Consider the following 18,045-nt stretch of genomic DNA (forward strand, 5'->3'; position numbering starts at 1 on the left):
CGGGTGGTCGTAGCACCCCCGCGACCATACGGACGGTTCGGGTAGCGCCGAAGTGTTGGTGCGCTAGCTTCGGGTGCCGTCGAGAGACGATCACTGGGGAGCCATCGATGACGCAGCCGCCTCAGCGCGGGTTGGGCCGCCACTACCAGATGCTGTTGTCGGCGTACGTGATCTCCAACGCCGGCACCTGGGTCTACCGCATCACCCTGCCGCTGCTGGTGTTGCACCTGACCGGTTCCGCGTTGCAGACCGCCGCCGTGTACGCGCTGGAGTACGGCCCGTTCCTGCTGCTGTCGCTGCCCGGCGGGGTGTTCGCGGACTGGTTCAACCGCAAGCGGCTGCTGGTGGCCGGCGACCTGTCGGCCGGGGTGATCGCGGCGGTGCTCGCGGTGCTGGTCTCGGCCGGCCCGTCGGCGCTGCCCGCGATCTACGTGGTGGCCTTCCTGCTGGCCTGCGCCGAGCCGGTCTACCACCCCGCGTTCCAGGGGCTGCTGCCCGACGTCGTGTCGGGCGAGCACCTGGACACCGCCAACGCGCGGCTGCAGTCCGCGGACAACATCCTCAGTCTGGTCGGCCCGGTGCTGGCCGGTGGCCTTGTCGCCGCCGTCGGCTACCAGCCGGCGATCTACCTGGACGCGGTCTCGTTCGGGCTGAGCGCGCTGCTGATCTTCCTGATCCGGGTCGAGGTGTTCCGGCCCGAGCGGCCGGCCCGGCCGAACTTCCTCGGCGATCTGCGGGCCGGGCTGCGCTACGTCACCAGGGGCAACCGCACCCTGCTGGCCGGCAGCCTGCTGTTCACCGGCTCCAACTTCGGGATCTGGCTGGTGCAGGCCAACCTGGTCTACTACCTGACCACCTATCTCAAGCTGTCCTCGACGGTGGTCGGCGTCGTCTACGCGGCGCAGGGCGTCGGGGCCCTGCTGGGCTCCCTGCTCGCGCCACGGGTGATCCGCGTGCTCGGCAACGGCCGGACCATCGCGCTGTCGACGGTCATGGCCGGGCTGCTCACCGCGCTGCTGGCGGTGCTGCGGGACCCCGTGGGCGTGTCGGTGGTGTCGGGCCTGGTGTTCGCGCTGGGGTCCACGAACGTGGTCTCGTGGTTCACGCTGCGGCAGCGGATCGTGCCGAAGGAGCTACTCGGCCGGGTCGTGGCCGCGACCAGGATGCTCGCGTTCTCCACCATTCCGCTGTCGGCGCTGCTCGCCGGCGCGCTGGAGGACGCGTGGCACGACATGTACCTGATCATCCTGATCGGCGCCGGGCTGCGGCTGGCCGTCGGCCTCGCCGGCACCAGGTCCAGCCTGGTGGCCAAGCAGCCCGCCGTCACACCCTGACCCCGCCGCTGGGCCCGAACCGGTCGCGGTCCGGGCCTTCGCGGCCTACTCGCGACCGTGCATGATCTCCAGGAAGTCGACCGCGGCCCCGGCCCTCGGCTTGCCGACGCCGTACCACTTGGCCACGGCGCTGGCCGACGGCAGGCCGTAGCCGCTCTCGGCCGAGGCAGCGAGCACGCCGGCCTCCAGGTCCTTGGGGATCTGGCGGACCAGCCGGGCCACCGACACCTCGTCGGCGCTGAGCCGGGTGGTGGCCTTGCCCTCGACCATCGCGGAGATCATCAGCTTGGCCACGAAGCCGGCGATGACCACCTGCATCACCACGGTGGCGGCGATCAGCAGCGGCGGCAGGAAGCGGGCCCAGAACGTCTCGGTGTTGTGCCACGTGCCGAGCACCGGCACCACCGGCGAGATGTTGATCAGCACGACCGCCAGCAGGAGACCGACTTCGAAGGCGATGACGCCGATGCGGGCCCGGCCGCCGCCCGGGAAGGGCCGGCCCCAGCGCGCGCCCTGGGCGTGCCAGTTCATGGTCAGCAGCAGCAGGCCGCTGAACAGCGGCTCGACGCCGTAGGCCAGCCAGTGCGTGGCCGGCCAGGCGGCGCTGTCCGGGCCCATCAGCGCGTCGTGCACGCCGACGCTGGTCCAGCCGATGCCCACCAGCATGAGCACCCGCAGCACGATGGTGCTGACCCGGTGGGCCCGGTGCAGCTCGGCCAGCCTGGTCGACGGGTCGAGCAGCCGGTCCCGCTTGGCCAGCGCCTCGGCCTTCCACTGGTCGAGCTTCTCGGTGATCAGCGACAGTCGGTCGCCGTGCTTGCGGCCCCGCTTGTCCCGGGCCACCTTGGCCAGGCCGGCCTCGGTGCGCTCGGCCCGCTCGGCGGCCCGGATCTTCTCCGCCACGGCCCGCTCGGCCTCGCGCTCGGCCGGGGACAGCACGTCCAGCCAGGCCGGGTTGGCCAGCAGTTCCCGCTCCTGCTCGGCCTGGCGGATCTCGGCCGCCAGCCGGCCGACGGGGTCGTCCTCACGCCCACCGATCATGGGCACATCCGCTGTGGCCACCGGCGGCGACGGCCGTAACCGGCGGCGCCCGTTCTCGGACACCGGCAGGTCGACGATGTCCATCGGCGCGGTGTGCTCCATGCTGGTGAAATCATCCGGTACGGGGCGTGCCGCACCGTTCGCGCTGCTCGGCGAGCCCGTAGGATTGTCGACAGACACGCTGGGATCCCTTCGGTGTGTCCGCTGCCCCGGCCGGTGTTCCCGCACCGCCGGGGCTTTTTGTCAGGCCGGTGGCCGCCCGCGACGGTACAGGTACCCACCGACAATCCGGCGGACCCCCACCCGGCCGTGTCGCCGATGGCCCCCAGAAGTCCATTGTGGACAGGCGTTCTGTCAGGTCCGACGGGTCATACCGGGTCCGGCGATTCGAAGCGCGTTGTCGACGGGTAGGCCGGCCATCCCGGATTTCCGTCACGGACGAACTCGACCCAGGCCCGGTGCACGGTGTCGGCCAGCCGCTGGGGCGGATCGTCGCCTTCCAGCGGGCAATTGCCGAGGGTGTCGAACACGAAGCCCACGTCCAGGCCGTGGGCGGCCCCGACGCCGGGCAGCGGGGACGGCCAGCCGAACTCGTAGACGAAGGTGCGGCCGGCGCGGCCGGCGGCGAGCTCGTGGACGGGCCGGCGGAACATCGCGTCGGTGAGGGCGGCGGCTTGGTCGGGGGCGCCGGGCAGCATCCGCAGCAGCTCGTCGGAGGCCAGGCCGACCAGCAGGTCCATGTCCTCGCCGACGCCGTCGAGCACGCGCTGCCATGGATCGCCGGTCACCAGCGAACCGTCGATCACGGTGCTGAACCCCATGCCGGTAGCCACGACGCTCGCACCCCACAAGGCGGCATCGGGGTTCGCGCCGACCTCGCCGTCGACCGCGTGGGCAAGGCCGGCGAGCTTGTCGGGGTCGACGGCTCGCAAGGCCGCGGCGGTGGGTTCGACGCAGGCACGGCGGGCGACCTCGGCAGTGACCAGGGCGGCGTCGTTGGCCGCGTGCGCGCTGTGCAGCAGGCCGCTCTGGATCACGGCCCGTCGGAACAGGCCGGTGTCCAGCGACAGCAAGGCCAGCACCGCGCCGGCCCCGGCCGAGATGCCGGCCACGGTCACGTTGCCCGGGTCGCCGCCGAAGGCGGAGATGTTGTCGCGCACCCATTCCAGGGCGGCGATCTGATCGCGCCGCCCCCGGTTGGCCGGGGCGTCGGGCAGTTGACCGAAGCCCTCCACGCCGAGCCGGTAGTTGACGGACACGAACACCACGCCGTCACGGGCGAACGCCGTGCCGTCGAACACCGGCTGCGCCGAGGAGCCCATGGTGTTGGCCCCGCCGTGAATCCACACCAGCACCGGCTGGTCGCCGGTCAGCGACGGCGTCCACACGTTGAGGTTGAGCCACTCGTCGCCGGGGATCTTCGGGGACGGGCCGTACTCCGACGGCAGCAGTTCGGCGCCGGGCGCGGTGGGGCCGAAGGCCAGGGCGTCCCGCACGCCGTCCCACGGCGCGACCGGCGTCGGCACCTCGAACCGGCCGGCCGTGGCGTAGGGAATGCCGAGGAAGCAGGCCACCTCATCCGACCATCGGCCCCGCACATCCCCGGCCCTGGTCCGAACCACCGTGTCACGCATGGCTTTCTTCTATCACTGTCCGGTGGTCACCAGCTCCGCCGCCGTTTGCAGATCGGCCACGACCTCCTTGGCGATGTGCACGAACTCCCGCCCGCCGCTGGCCACCCACCGGAAGAACGCCGTGCGGAAGGCGAGCTGGCCGAGTTCGGCGGCGACGCCGGCCGCCAGGTCGGCGAGGCCACGGGCCCGGAAGCCCTCGGCCATGACGGCGGTCAGGGTGGCGGCCTTGAGCAGCTCCCGTTCCTGGAGATCGGTGTGCGCGGCGATGACCTCCTGCCGGCGCAGCACCAGTTCGAACCGGTCGAGGTTGAAGATCGGGGCCACGGCGGCCAGGGCGGCGGCGATGGTCTCCAGCGGGGTGGCCGACGCGGGCGCGCCGGCGATGGCCTCGGTGAACAGGCGGCTGAGTATCTCCTGCCCGCCGAACAGGACCTCGCGCTTGTCGGCGAAGTGCCGGAAGAAGGTCCGCTTGGTCAGCCCGGCCCGTTCGGCGATCTCGGCCACGGTCGTGTTGTCGTAGCCGCGCTCGACAAAAAGCTCGAGCGAGGCTCGTTCCAGCCGCGTCCGCGCGTTGGGCTCCCACCGACTCACGCCGACAGTCTATGTGATGACACCCGGTGTCGTGGAGTGCTACCGTGGTTATGACACCAGGTGTCATCACAGGAGGATCAGCAATGCGCGTATTTGTCACCGGAGCCAGCGGCCACGTCGGCTCGGCCGTCATCCCCGAACTGCAGGCGGCCGGCCACCAGGTCGTGGGCCTGGCCCGCTCCGACGCCTCCGCGGCGGCGCTGGCGGCCCGTGGCGTCGAGGTGCGCCGCGGCGACCTGGACAGCCTCGACGTCCTGCACGACGCGTCGGCCGATGCCGACGGCGTCATCCACCTCGCCTTCAAGCACGACGCGATGATCGCCGGCGACCTCGAAGGCGCCGCCGTGGCCGACCTGGCCGCCACCCGGGCCATCGCCGACGCCCTCGCCGGCACCGGCAAGCCGCTGGTCGGCACCTCCGGCACCGGCATGCTCGCCCTGGCCGACCACCAGGGCATCGGCACCGAGGACGTCGTGCTGCCCGGCGGCTACCGGGTGGACACCGAGAACCTGACCATCGAGCTCGCCGGCCAGGGCATCCGATCCTCGGTCCTGCGCCTGCCGCCGACCGTGCACAGCTCACTCGACAAGCACGGCTTCGTCCCGACCCTGATCGGCATCGCTCGCGCCAAGGGCGTCTCCGGCTACATCGGCGACGGCGCCAACGTCTGGCCCGCCGGCCACACGCTGGACGTCGCCCGGCTCTACCGGCTGGCCCTGGAGCACGCCCCGGCCGGGTCCCGGCTGCACGCCGTGGACGACGAGGGCGTGTCGCTCCGTCAGATCGCCGAGGCCATCGGCCGCCACCTCGGCGTGCCGGCCGCGAGCATCGCCCCCGAGAACGCAGATGACCACTTCGGCTGGTTCGCTCGGTTCGCTGCCATCAACAACCCGGCCTCCAGCGCCCGCACGCAACAGCTGCTGGACTGGAAGCCCGAGCACCCCGGCCTGCTGGCCGACATCGACGAGGGCCATTACTTCGCGGTGTCGAGCTGAACCTGGCCGCCGGACTGCATCCCCGGATGCGGTTCGGCGGTCGTGGCGCTGCGGCGGCTGACCAGGAAGGCGCCAACGAGACCGAGCCCGACCATCAGGGCGTTCTGCGGCGACCAGCCGCCGGCCGGCCCCAGCAGCGCCACCAGCACACCGCCGAGCGCGATGCACACCGACTGTCCAAAAAGGTCGGACAGCTGCAACGCCGCCGAGTTGAAGCCACGATCGGCCGGCGGCGACAGCCGCAACACCAGCACGGACGTGCAGGCGGTGGCCAATCCCATGCCCAGCCCGGAAATCGCCCACGCCGGCACGGCCACCCAGGCCGGACCCCACGCCGGCGCGACCAGCGTCACCAGGGCCAGCCCGACCACAATGGTCAGGAAACCCCATTGCAGCATCAGCGACCGGCTGATGTCCGGACGCCGCGCCTGCCACCAGGACCCGAGCCACCAACCCACGGCCGCGCCGGTCAGCGGCACACCGGCCCAGGCCGGGCTGAGGCCGTGTACCTGTTGCAGCACAAGAGGAAGGAAGGCTTCGCTACCCAGGAACGCCCCGGACAACAGGCCGCGGGCCAGGACCACGCTCGGCAAGCCCCGCCGGGAGAGCAACGTGCCCTTGGGCAGCAACACCAACACCGCCAGCACCAGCGCGGCCAGGCCGACAATGCCAACCGCGAGGCCGATGAGGTCGCGATGATCGCCGGCCCAGCTGAGCACGGCCAGCCCGACCGCCGCGGCCACGGCGGCGACTGTCAGCCCACGACGTGGCTGGTCGGGCTGGGGCTCGAAGGCCGGCAGCCGGCGCAGCACGATCAGGATCAGCACCCAGCCCAGCAGCACCAGCGGGGCCAGGCCGAGGAAAACCCAGCGCCAGCTCAGATACTGGGTCAACAGGCCGGCCGCGGTCGGCCCGATCATCGCCGGCACCACCCACGCGGCGGCCGACGCACCGAACACCGCCGGCTGGTCCCGTTCCGGGAACACCATCGCGATCATCACGTACAGCGCGACGATCTGGGCACCGCCGCCGAAACCCTGCAACGCGCGGCCGACCAGCAGCTGCGTCATGGTGCCCGCGGTGCCGGCGACGATCAGGCCCAGCGCGAACAACAGCGGACCGAGCATCAGCATCGGCCCAGGGCCACGGCGGTCGCTCACCCGGCCGGCCACCACGTTGCCGACGACCTGGGTGGCCAACATCATCGTGAACGGCCACGAGTACAGCGCTTCCCCGTGCAGCTCGTGCACGAGCGTCGGGATCGCCGTGGTGACACCCATCGCCTCGAACGCCGCCAGCGTCATGAGCAACAGCAGCCCGACGGTGGCCGCGCGGCGATCCGGGGCCCACAGCGGGCTGCCGCGTCTCTCACGTGTGACAGTCACTCAACCACTGTGCAACCTCCAGCGGACTGGAAGTCCAGCCCGCCGGAGGTCGTTGTCACGGCGTGTAGACCGAGTTACTGCCGTACAGCGGGTTGGTGAAGCTGTTGATGTAGGAGTGCTGGTCCCCCGCCCCCAGGTTGTAGGTCAGGAACACGCCGTAGCCACCGGACACGGTCTGCTTGGCCAGGCTGGCCGCGGTGCTGGTGGACGTGCCGTTGATCTCGATGGCCGCCGGCGACAGACCCGACTTGGGCAGGTTGATGCTCGGCACACCCCAGGTGCCGTAGTACGGGTTCCAGGCGTAGTTGAACTTCGGGCCGACGTCGACGCCGTTGTAGACCGTCCGGGACGCGGCCGGGCCGATGTTGTACAGCGAGATCAGCTTGCTGGGCATGTTGTTGCGCAGCGCGGTGACCAGCTGGACGAAGGAGCTGGCGTTGGGCTGGCCGGTGCCGTTGTTGCCGTACTCGGCGTACTCGTCGTCGAAGTCGATGCCGTCCAGACCGTACTTGGACACCGCGTCGGACAGCTGCTTGGCGAACGCGGCGGCCGCCGCCTGGGACGGGAAGTTGGCGAAACCGGCGCCCTGGTGGTTGCCGAGAATCGACAGCATCACCTTGATGCCCTTGGCCTGCAACGGTCGGATCTGGGTCGCCGCGTTGTCCAGCACACTCTGCACCTGCGGGTTGAAGTACAGGTAGGCCGACTTGGTCGTGGTGTTGTAGTTGATGTTGGCCGCGAAGATGACGCCGATGTCGAAGACGTTGCCGCCGCCGTTGGCCAGCGTGTACTTGCCCACGTTGACCATGCTGTTGTTGTTCACCTCGACGTAGGCCACCGAGATCGGCCCGGTCTTGTGGGGCACCGCCGCCGTGTTCGCGGGGGCCGCCGCCGCGGTGGTCGCCGCGGTGGCCGTGAGCGCTGCCACGGCCAGCAGGGCCAGCGCGGCCCGCCGCGCCGTGACCCGACCAGATTTGAACATTTTTGATCGAACTCCCATCGAGCGAGTCAATTGCACCGTCAAATGTCAAATATTGCGCGGTGGCGGCCGGTTATGCTGTGCACCCTTTCCCTCGCCGGGACAATCATTCCCGAACCCTACGTCCCGGCGCGCGGCGGCGGCGTGCTCCAGACGATGGAATTCCCCTCCAGTCGCCGATTACGGAATTGATAGATTCGCCGCATGGACCACCTGGATCTGTCCTGGGGACGATGCCGCTGGCGGCGGGCCGGCGACGGGCCGGCGGTCGTGCTCGTGCACGGCTGGTCATGCTCGGCGCACACCTGGGACGACGTGGGACCGCTGCTGGTCCGGGCCGGCCTGAGCGTGATCGACTACGACGTCCGGGCCCACGGCGCGAGCACCTGGACCGGCTCGGTGGTCACGATGGCCGAGCTGGCCGCGGACCTACAGGCGGTGATCGCCGGGCTCGGCGTGAGGAAGCCGCTGGTGTGCGGGCACTCGCTGGGCGGCATGATCGCCCTGGAACACGCTTTCGCCTACCCGGCAGAGGTTTCCGGCCTCGTACTGGTCGGGACCGGGGTCGGTCAGCGGCCGGACGATCAGGTCTTGTACGACACCCTGTCCGAGTACTTCACGCACAGCTCCAACCTTGAGCCGTGGTGGCCGCTGTTCGAGGCAGCGCTCTACTCGCCGGATTATCGGGCGACGGCTGGGTCGCGGCTGGCTGGTGTTCGAGAGCGGTTCCTGGGCTCAGACCTGGCTGCGGAGCTCGGAGTGCTGGGGGCGGTGATCGGGCGTGAGGATCTGACTGAGCGGTTGGCGGCCCTGGCGGTGCCGACGGCGATGGTTGCCGGGGAACAGGATTCGATCTGGCCGGTTGAGGGGCATGAGGTTATGGCTGGGCGGATTCCTGGGGCGGAGCTGACGGTTATCACGGGGGCGGGGCATCTTGTGCCGGAGGAAGCGCCGGGAGAGCTGGCGGAGGTGATCATTCGGATGCGGGAGAAGGCGGCGTGAGGGGTGATGGTTGCGGTTGTGGTTTGGGTGCCCGCGCCGCGCAGTTGCCGTGGATGGGATGAGGGGTCGGTTGCCCCGGGGCCTTCGGTTTAGCGCTCCGGATTGGATTGACGAAGTGGCTCCGGGTGGATTTTGCGCGGAGCCTCTGGGCGATGGCGTATCGAGGCGTCATCGGGCAGGCTCCGCCTGCCTCGATTCGCGGATCAGCGTATGCCATCGCCCCCCTCCGCGCAAAATCCACCCTCCGATTCGAGTTGTTGTGGGTTCTTGAGTGGGCTGGGCTGGTTTCGCTGTGGAGTTGTCAAAGAACGGGTGGGGCGGGTGGTCAGTATTGGTGGGGGTGGGTGGTGTAGTGGCGGCCTAGTGGGGTGACCCAGTGGAGGGTGTTGTCTGTATCCAGGGTGACTGTGTGGTTGCCGTGTTTGAGGTGGTGGTGATGGGTGCAGTAGCCCTTGAGTTGGGTAGCGTTGGTTTTGCCGGCGGGCCAGGGGGTGGTGTGGTCGAGTTCTTGGATGGGGGTGGTGCAGCCGGGGGCGGAGCAGGTGCCGCCGGCGTTGAGTTCGGCGAATTCCTTGATGCGGGTGGTGGGGCGGTAGGTGTCGGTGCTCAGTTCGGAGGCCTGGCGGTACTTGTCCAGCAGTAGTCCGCGCCAGGGGGCGTGCATGGCCAGTTCGCGGGCGGAGTCGGCGGCGATGGGGCCGTAGCCGTCGAGTAGACCGGGGTCTTCGGTCAGGCCCATCAGGGTCTCCAGGGAGATGGTGACGTGGACCTTGACCTTCCGGTCGATGCCGTAGCCCAGGAAGCGGTCCAGGAAGGCGTCTGCCCGTTTCTGGTCGGTGGTGCGGTCGTCTTTGACCAGGGCCCGGGCGTCCTGGGTCAGGACGTCGTAGACCTCGCGGGCGTCGAGTGCGGTGAGGGTGATCCTCAGTTGGGCCATGCCATCCGGGAGTGGCGTGAACTCGACCCGACGTTCCTGCTTGGCCTTCAGGCGACGCTGGTCGTAGCCGAGAGGGTCGGCCTCGGCCACGGCCTTGGTAGCCCGGCGGGCCAGTTGGGTGCGGGTCAGCCCCGGAGCCACCTCGACCAGGGCGTCCTCCACCTCGGCGACCATGGCGGGGTTGGGCAGGTTGACGATCCGCTCGTCCACGGTCTCCAGTCGCCGCAGGTCCAGCTCGCCGCGCCGTAGCAGCTCCGACAGCCGGGGCAACCGGTCCAGCACCTCACTGCTGCGCTTCTGCCGCACCACCGACTGCTCCGGCTCATGCACCGCCATCGCCAACTCAGCGGTATCCTCCACATCCCACAGAATCGACAACTGCACATAATCCGCGAAGGCTTTGATCTTCCGAGCCACAATGAACGCCGTGACCTGCTGATCAGCGGTCAGAGTAGCAATATCCACACCCATGAGCAGATCCAATAGAGCCCCACAAGGCTCTACACCCTCCAACTCTCGGGTGAGTTCTTTCATGCCTCCATAATACGCCGATCAAAGATCAAACTCGAACCACTAACGGGCGAATTCACACCAACATACAATTGGCAACCCTACCCCACCAAGCCACCCCGAAACCCAACCACCACCCACTCTCCCCATCGGAGGGTGGATTTTGCGTGGAGGGGGGCGATGGCATACGCTGATCCGCGAATCGAGGCAGGCGGAGCCTGCCCGATGACGCCTCGATACGCCATCGCCCAGAGGCTCCGCGCAAAATCCACCCGGAGCCACCAACCTTACAAATCCCCCCAACACCAAATCACAACCCCCACTCCCCCTGCACCCGAATGAACGTCTCCGTCCCGAACACCGCCTCGTACTGCTCCGCCGTCAACTGCGCCGCCAAGGAGCTCCCCAGCTGACTCGCGTGTTCAAACAAGGCAGCCCTCTTGTCCACCACAGCAGGCCCAAGCGCAACGCGAGTGGTGATCCGGGACTCGATGAGCTCCAACCCCCGGCGGCGATCGACATCCGCCGGAGGCCGGTGAATCCCGTTGTGCGCCAAGGCTTCCATAAGCTCCCGGAAGCGGACAGCTCCAGTGGCCCCGAAGTAGAGCGTCGTCGGCAACCCCTCCACAGCGAGGGCGGTGGCCCGGGCAGCGTGGCGGTGATCGACGTGCTCATGGGCAGCATCAGCGTTGTGGGTGACCACAACATCCGGCCGATACCGGTCGACCAGCGCACGCACCCTCAGGGCAACAGACTCGACGGCCACAGCGCTGAACACCGTCTGATCGGTAAACGCGTCCCACCCGGGCATCCCCGAGTCGTGGTAGCCGAGGCGTTCAATAACCGACACGCCAAGCCGGCCACAGGCGGCGTCCAGCTCCGCCCGACGGGTGGCGGCGACTCGAACCGGGTCATGACCGGGCGCTCCAGGCTTGACCCCACCGACATCGTCACCAAACTCGCCGTTGGTGCACGACACGAGAATCGACTGCCCACCATGACGAACGAACACCCCGCCGGCTACGGTGCACTCGTCGTCGGGATGGGCGAACACCCCGAGCAGAATCACCGGGCTTTCCGGCCCACAAGATGGAAAACGCGGCTGAGCTGACGGTAGGGATCACGCCGGGCGGCCTCAAGCTCAACGGCCGCCACCTGCTCCCGGCTACCAGGGTCCACGTCGACACCACCGAACCCGAGCCAGTCGACGAACAGCCACACCCCGTACCACTGCACCGGATCCACGCCCCGAGCCTGGATGAGGGAGCTGATCTCCTCAACAGTGTCGGCCCGCCCCCGAACTCCCAGCACCCCAATACCGGTACGGGCATCGAACGCCGCCAGAGCATCGGCCCAGCGCTGTTCCAACGCGGGCTGCACGGCCATCGTCTTGGCGTTGGCGGTCATGATCGAGACGACACCGCCGGGCGCGGCGCACCGGCACAGCTGATCAACCAGCGGCACGGGATCATCGAGGTAGCCGAGCACCCCGTGACACAACACGGCGTCGAAACGACGACCGCCCAAAGCCTCCGAAGCCCGCTCGCCGTCGGCGTGCACGAAGGTCACCCGCCGTTGAGCCTCCGCCGACAGCTTTTCCCACCGCTGCCGGGCTTTGCCCAGCATCGCCGCCGACGGATCGAGCACCGTCACCTCGTAACCGGCCTCGGCCAGCGGGAACGACTGATGCCCCGCCCCGCCGCCGACGTCGAGCACGGTCGCCGACGGCGGCAGATGCTCCAGCAGCTGGTGGTGCAGCACGTAGGTGCGCACATACCCCTTCACCGAGGCATATGCCTCGTCAGCGAACTTGTCGGCCAGCTGGGCAAAAGGATCGTCAGCCACCAGGCCAAACTACCGTCAGCCGCGCTTGGCCAGGTCGTAGGCGGCGGTGAAGTCGGCCTGGAACGCCGAGCTGTAGTCGGTGTACGGCGTCGGGCCGCCCTCCTGGTAGCCGCCCATCACGCCGATGACCCGGTTGGTGCCGGTCTCGACGAACGGCCCGCCGCTGGTGCCGCTGCTCAGGCTGACTGACGGGCAGGCCACCTTCAGGTACCAGTTGCCCTGGTACTCCCAGCGGTTGGCGGTGCTGCGACAGGACGAGAGGCTGCCGCCGGTGTCGTTGTAGCCGGCCACAGTGGTCGGGCCGCCGACCGCGTTGACCACCGGCGTCAGGGCCCCGGTGCGGCCCTGCACGTCACCATCGACGATCAGGAAGGCGTAGTCGTACGGATTGGTGCGGTCCTGCCCCGCCGGCGCCGGATGGGTCTTGCGCCACTGGAGGTACTGCGGCGGTACGATGATCTTCACGACGCGCCAGCGGCCGTAGGTGCTGGCGGCGCCGTTGTTGAAGGACGGCAGGAACCACACCGCCTTCGTGGCCGGGTCGGTGTCCCACACGCAGTGCGCGGCCGTGAGCACGACGTTGTGCCGCGGGCTGGCGACCACGCTGGCCGAGCAGTAGTGGCCGACGCCCAGATTGTTGGGCGCGATCACCCCGATCGGCGTCGACCAGCTGCGGGCCGCGCCGCTGGCCGTCGCCGCGTACACGGCCATCAGCACCAGCACCGCCACCAGCGTCAACATCCGTCGCATCGCGTTTCCCCCCGCCTCCACAAGCCGATCGAAGAGGGATCCTAAGCGCTGATCAGGCCTTGGGGGCGGGACCGAACGTGACCAACCATCAGACGAACGAGACCGTCCGGAACTGGAACGACGACAGCGGCAGGCTGCGGTCCGGCACGAAGCCGGTGACCTTGTTGCTGTAGGCGTCGACCTGGTTCTTGAAACCCCACACGATGTAGCCGCCGTGGTCGTACTCCAGCTGCTGGGCGTCCTGGAGCAGCCGGGTCCGGCGGGTGACGTCGAGTTCGGCCCGGGCGCTGCAGATCAGGGAGTTGAACGTCGGATCGTTCCAGTGGCACTCGTTGTACGGGGCGTTGGGCAGCGAGCCCTGCGCGGCCTGCGGCAGGTAGCCGCGGGTGAACCAGTAGTCCTGGGCGAAGGTCCAGCCCAGGTAGTCCCGCCCGTAGAAGGTGGCGCTGTCGACGGTGCGCACCCGCACGTCGACTCCGGCCCCCTTGGCCTGCTGGGCGAACAGCTGCGCGGCGGCCACCGCGCCGTCGCCGACGGCACCGGAGGTGACCAGCTCGATCTGGAGGTCGGACTGTCCGGCGCTGCGCAGCAGGGATCGGGCCTGGGCCAGGTCCTGTTCCCGTTGCGGCAGCTGCTTGGCGTAGCAGACGTCGAACGGCGCGTAGAGGTCGTTGCCGACCCGGCCCTGGCCGTTCCAGGCCTGGCTGATCATCTGCTCCCGGTCCACGACCAGCCGCAGCGCCTGCCGCACCCGCGGATCGGCCAGCGGCTTGGTGTCGACCCGCATGGTGAACGGCGTCCAGTTGCCGGTCTCCGACACCAGCACGTTGGCCCCGGCGGCCTTCACCGTGGCCACCCGCTCGGCCGGCAGGTTGTCGATGGCCTCCACCTCGCCGGCCAGCAGGGCTTCCAGCTGGGCCTCGGAGTCGGCGAAGTCGATGATCATCAGCTCGTCCACGTACGGCTGGTCGCCGCGCCAGTAGCTGGTGAACCGCGGGAAGGAGCTGCGGTCCCCCGGCGTGAACGTGCCGAGCCGGAACGGCCCGGTGCCCACCGGCTTGGCCGGGTCGAAGCCGACCGGCACGATCGCGTTGTAGTACTGGGCCAGCTCGTCCTGGAACAGCGCGTACGGCTGGGTGAGCGGGATCCGCAGGGTCCGGGCGTCCAGCTTGCGCAGCCCGTCGAAGTCGATGACGCCCAGCGCCGCGGCCCCGTTGGCCTTGGTGTCCACGATGCGCCGGAACGAGAAGATCACGTCGTCCACGTCGAGCCGCTTGCCGTTGTGGAACTCCACGCCGTCGCGCAGCCGCAGTGTCCACGTGCTGCCGTGGTCCGCCGCCTCGATCGACTCGGCCAGCACCGGCTGGATGGTGTACGAGACGTCGTGCAGGAACAGCGGCTCGTACAGATTGGACACCCGAGCCTGGTCCGGATAGGTCGGCGGGTGGTGTGGGTCGAGCCCGTCGGCCGAGCTGCCGCCGGCGATCCCGACCCGCAGCACGCCGCCGTGCTTGCTGGGCCCGAGCGCCGCGGCGCTGACCGCCCTTGTGTCCCGGTCCGTGGAGCAACCGACCGCCACCGCGCCGAGGCCCAGCAACGCCCCGGCGCGCAGCAGGTTCCGCCGCGAGAGGGTCACGACATCGGCGCCACGGTCAGCACGGCCGCCGCCGATCCCGGCGGGCCGGCCTTGGGCCGCCCCAGCAGGTAGCCCTGGGCCTGGTCGCAGCCCAACTCGCGGAGCAGTTCGAACTGGGCCAGCTCCTCGACGCCCTCGGCGATGGTGGTCAGCCCGAGGGCCTGCCCCAACCGGATCACCGCGGTCACGATCTCCCGGTCGGACGGGTCGGTGACCAGGCCGGACACGAACGACCGGTCGATCTTGACGAAGCTGACCGGGAACCGCTTCAGGTAGGTCAGCGACGAGTAGCCGGTGCCGAAGTCGTCGATGCCCAGCTCCACCCCCAGCTCCCGGATCCGCTCCAGCTGCCGCAGCGTCGCCGCGTCGGCCTCCATCAGCACGGTCTCGGTCAGCTCCAGGGTCAGCCCGGCCGGCTCCAGGTCGGCGTCGGCCAGCGCCCGTTCGATGGTGGCGGCCAGGTCCGGCCGGTTGACCTGCCGGGCCGACAGGTTCACCGCGGTCCGCAGCCCGGCCGGAGCCGCCCCGCTGTCCCGCCACCGGGTCAGCTCCCGGCAGGCCTGCTCCAGCACGGAGGTGCCGATCGGCACGATCAGCCCGCTGTCCTCGGCGACCTGGATGAACGTGTCCGGCGCGAGCAGCCCGCGGTCGGGGTCGTCCAGCCGGACCAGCGACTCCACCGCCACCGTGGTCCCGGTGCCGATGTCGATGACCGGCTGGAAGTGCAGCACGAACCGGTCGTCGCGCAGGCCCTGCCGCAGCGCCGAGGCGATCGCCACCCGGTCGACGGCGCGGGCCTGCAGCCCGGCGTCGAAGATCTCGCACCGGTTCTTGCCGCGCGTCTTGGCCCCGTACATGGCAGCGTCGGCGTCGCGCAGCAGGTCCTCCGGCGTCGGCGCGCTGCCGTTGGCCAGGGCGATGCCGACGCTGGCCGTGACCACGACCTCGAACGTGCCGATGGCCACCGGCTCGGACAGCACCTCGGCCAGCCGCTCGGAGATCTCCACGACGTTCTGCTCGCTGGCCAGGTCCTGACACAGCACCACGAACTCGTCGCCGCCCAGCCGGGCCACGGTGTCCAGCGGGCGGATGTGCGCCTGCAACCGGCGGCCGATCTCGCGCAGCACCTCGTCGCCGACGTCGTGCCCGAGGCTGTCGTTGACGTCCTTGAAGCCGTCCAGGTCGATGAACAGCACCGCGGTCAGCTCGGGATGCCGGTCGGCCCGGGCCAGCACCTGCCGCAGCCGGTCCATCAGCAGCGTCCGGTTGGGCAGCCCGGTCAGCGGGTCGTGCAGGGCCTGCCGGACCAGTCGGGCCTCCGCCTCCCGCCGCTCGGTGACGTCCTCGACCTGCGTGACGAAGTACGGCTGGTCCTCGTCCTCGGAGTAGACGGTGGACACCGTCACCCAGGCCCACACCACCCGGCCGTCGGGCCGCAGGTAGCGCTTCTCCAGCCGGTGCGGCGTGCTGTAGCCGTCGGTCGCCTCCACGGCGGTGGCCTGGCTGGCCGACAGGTCGTCGGGATGGGTCACGTCGGAGACGCGCAGCGTCAGCAGTTCCTGCTCGGTGCGGTCCAGCATCTCGCACAGCGCCCGGTTGACCTGCGTGAACCGGGACTCCGAGTCGACCAGGCACATGCCGATCGAGGCGTGGTCGAACGCCTTCTGGAACCGCTCCTTGGCCTCCCGCAGCCCGGCCTCGGCGTCGCGCTGGGCGGTGACGTCCAGACCGGTGGCGATCACGTGCGTGACGACGCCGCCCTCGTCCACCAGCGCCGTGTTGGACCAGGAGATCCACCGCTGCTCGCCGGACTTGGTCAGCCACGGGCACTCGAAGTTGCTGGGGAACGACTCCGGGGACAGGTGGGCGAACTGCGCCTCGATGCAGGGCCGGTCCTCGGGCAGCAGGAACAGCTCCCAGCACAGCCGCCCGACCACGTCCGCGGCGGCGTACCCGGTGGTCACCTCGCAGGCCCGGTTGAACCGGACGATGCGGCCGGCGTCGTCGGTGACCAGCACCAGGCTGCCGGCGATGTCCAGCACGGCGTCCACGAAGTCCCGCTCGGAGCGCAGCGTCCGCTCGGCCCGCTGCTGGTCCTCGACCATGTGCTGGAGCTGTCCGGCCATCTCGTTGAAGGCGGTGGCCATCACGCCGATCTCGTCCCGGCTGCGCACCCGGGCCCGGCCGGTGAGGTCGCCGCCGGCCAGCGAGGCCGCGACCCGGGAGACGGTGCCGACGTCGGTGGTGATGCGGCGGGACTGCCACACCGTGAGCAGCACCGTCACCCCGAGCACGGCCAGCACCGCGGCCAGGGTCAGCTCCCGGTTCAGCGAGTCCATGTCGATGCGGGCCTGCAAGATCACGCCTTCACGCTGCGACAACGCCGTCGACAGCGCGGACACGGCGCCGAGGGCCTGGTCGACAGCGGTGCGCAGCGCCGGCTGGGTCAGCCCGATCTGCGGGGCCTGCACGAAGTCCCGGGTGATCATCGTGTCGAGGTTGGCCACGTTCAGGTAGGTGGTGGTCAGCAGCGGACCGAGCGCGTTCTGCACCGCCCGCGCTTCCGGGCTGCCGCCGCCGTCCTGGAACGTGGTGAACAGGTCGTCCTGGAGACCGTCGGCGTCGGCGGACAGGGTGGCCACCGTGGCGGCGACGCCGGTCCGGTCCGACAGCATGATGCGCGAGTGGTCGTCGGCGAGGAGCTTGTCCACGGTGTCCCCGAGCGACCGGGTGTGGTCGATGATCGCCGGCGTGCGCACGGCCAGCGCGTCGGCGATGTGATAGGGGCTCAGTTCCGGATCGAGCACCAGGTTCGAGGTCACGCCGACGTAGGAGACCAGCGTGCGCAGGTTGGCCACCAGCAGCGAATGGAAGGCATCGTCGGTTCCTGGATCGTGCCGGCCGGCCTCCCAGGTGTGCCAGTTCTTGGCCAGGGTCGTCGGCAGCACGCTGGCGTTGAGGTGGGCGCCGGTCGTCTTCAGCTCGTCGCCGTCGCGCCCGTCGGCCTCGGTCAGCGCGGCGAAGTCGTTGTCCACCCGCATCTGGGCCGCGTGCACCTGCTCGGTGGTGGCCTGTCCGGCCGCCGCCAGCCGGTAGAGCGTGCGGTCTGACGTCACGTCAACCAGCAGCGCCTCCAGCGGCCGCAGATAGTCCAGGCCGCGCAGCTCGTTCTGGCTGAACTCGATGCGCTGGCCGTTGTTGACCATCAACAGGTACGTCGAGGTCACGAGGGGTAAGGAGAAGGCCAGCCCGATGATCGCGAGTCTGTGCCAGACACGACGCCGCCACCAGGTCGGGCGTGCACCGCGCGTGCCGGGACCCCTGGTCACAGGTTCAACACCCCATCGGCTTCCTGTCAGTGACGCCGTTCACCATAAGGTTCGACGGATTCGAGGCGGAAGCACCT

General features: G+C 69.7%; 14 protein-coding genes. 3 read left to right on the forward strand and 11 right to left on the reverse strand.

What is annotated here, in order from left to right:
* The first annotated feature begins 107 nt into the window (after window positions 1–107).
* Window positions 108–1,334: an MFS transporter gene (locus JJ691_RS17610; RefSeq protein ID WP_211769835.1), complete on the forward strand. Its 1,227-nt coding sequence runs from the start codon at window positions 108–110 to the stop codon at window positions 1,332–1,334.
* 45 nt (window positions 1,335–1,379) lie between these two features.
* Here the strand turns inward: JJ691_RS17610 and JJ691_RS17615 are convergent, their stop codons facing one another.
* From JJ691_RS17615 to JJ691_RS17625, 3 genes are all read right to left on the reverse strand, one after another.
* Window positions 1,380–2,477, reverse strand: a complete 1,098-nt coding sequence (locus JJ691_RS17615; RefSeq protein WP_211769836.1) for a hypothetical protein — start codon at window positions 2,475–2,477, stop codon at window positions 1,380–1,382.
* Window positions 2,478–2,743: 266 nt separating this feature from the next.
* On the reverse strand, window positions 2,744–4,009 hold the full coding sequence (locus tag JJ691_RS17620; protein WP_211769837.1) for a carboxylesterase/lipase family protein: 1,266 nt from the start codon (window positions 4,007–4,009) through the stop codon (window positions 2,744–2,746).
* 12 nt (window positions 4,010–4,021) lie between these two features.
* Entirely contained in the window at window positions 4,022–4,600 is a 579-nt protein-coding gene (locus JJ691_RS17625; protein ID WP_211769838.1) for a TetR/AcrR family transcriptional regulator, read from the reverse strand.
* 83 nt (window positions 4,601–4,683) lie between these two features.
* Here JJ691_RS17625 and JJ691_RS17630 point away from each other — a divergent pair, with 83 nt between their 5' ends.
* On the forward strand, window positions 4,684–5,595 hold the full coding sequence (locus tag JJ691_RS17630; RefSeq protein WP_211769839.1) for an SDR family oxidoreductase: 912 nt from the start codon (window positions 4,684–4,686) through the stop codon (window positions 5,593–5,595).
* On the opposite strand, the gene JJ691_RS17635 is transcribed toward JJ691_RS17630, so the two are convergent.
* A complete protein-coding gene (locus JJ691_RS17635; RefSeq protein ID WP_249228001.1) occupies window positions 5,574–6,980 on the reverse strand; it encodes an MFS transporter in 1,407 nt (468 codons plus the stop codon). The genes JJ691_RS17630 and JJ691_RS17635 overlap by 22 nt on opposite strands.
* A gap of 55 nt (window positions 6,981–7,035) precedes the next feature.
* The gene (locus JJ691_RS17640; protein WP_211769840.1) at window positions 7,036–7,962 is read right to left on the reverse strand and encodes an endo-beta-N-acetylglucosaminidase H; all 927 of its coding nucleotides are present in this window, start codon (window positions 7,960–7,962) and stop codon (window positions 7,036–7,038) included.
* Window positions 7,963–8,163: 201 nt separating this feature from the next.
* On the opposite strand from JJ691_RS17640, the gene JJ691_RS17645 reads away from it, so the two are divergent.
* A complete protein-coding gene (locus JJ691_RS17645; protein WP_211769841.1) occupies window positions 8,164–8,961 on the forward strand; it encodes an alpha/beta fold hydrolase in 798 nt (265 codons plus the stop codon).
* 325 nt (window positions 8,962–9,286) lie between these two features.
* On the opposite strand, the gene JJ691_RS17650 is transcribed toward JJ691_RS17645, so the two are convergent.
* From JJ691_RS17650 to JJ691_RS17675, 6 genes are all read right to left on the reverse strand, one after another.
* The gene (locus JJ691_RS17650; RefSeq protein WP_211769842.1) at window positions 9,287–10,258 is read right to left on the reverse strand and encodes a DUF222 domain-containing protein; all 972 of its coding nucleotides are present in this window, start codon (window positions 10,256–10,258) and stop codon (window positions 9,287–9,289) included.
* A gap of 460 nt (window positions 10,259–10,718) precedes the next feature.
* Window positions 10,719–11,477 carry a PIG-L deacetylase family protein gene (locus JJ691_RS17655; RefSeq protein ID WP_211769843.1) on the reverse strand — a complete coding sequence of 253 codons (759 nt, stop codon included), beginning with the start codon at window positions 11,475–11,477 and terminating at the stop codon, window positions 10,719–10,721.
* The gene (locus JJ691_RS17660) at window positions 11,474–12,253 is read right to left on the reverse strand and encodes a methyltransferase (protein WP_211769844.1); all 780 of its coding nucleotides are present in this window, start codon (window positions 12,251–12,253) and stop codon (window positions 11,474–11,476) included. Before JJ691_RS17660 ends, JJ691_RS17655 begins: the two co-directional genes overlap by 4 nt.
* A 15-nt stretch (window positions 12,254–12,268) precedes the next feature.
* A complete protein-coding gene (locus JJ691_RS17665) occupies window positions 12,269–13,003 on the reverse strand; it encodes a trypsin-like serine peptidase (RefSeq protein ID WP_211769845.1) in 735 nt (244 codons plus the stop codon).
* 88 nt (window positions 13,004–13,091) lie between these two features.
* Window positions 13,092–14,639, reverse strand: a complete 1,548-nt coding sequence (locus JJ691_RS17670) for an ABC transporter substrate-binding protein (RefSeq protein WP_211769846.1) — start codon at window positions 14,637–14,639, stop codon at window positions 13,092–13,094.
* On the reverse strand, window positions 14,636–17,866 hold the full coding sequence (locus JJ691_RS17675) for an EAL domain-containing protein (RefSeq protein ID WP_211769847.1): 3,231 nt from the start codon (window positions 17,864–17,866) through the stop codon (window positions 14,636–14,638). Before JJ691_RS17675 ends, JJ691_RS17670 begins: the two co-directional genes overlap by 4 nt.
* Between the last annotated feature and the right edge of the window lie 179 nt (window positions 17,867–18,045).

Source organism: Kutzneria sp. CA-103260 (assembly GCF_018263855.1).
Lineage (GTDB): Bacteria > Actinomycetota > Actinomycetes > Mycobacteriales > Pseudonocardiaceae > Kutzneria.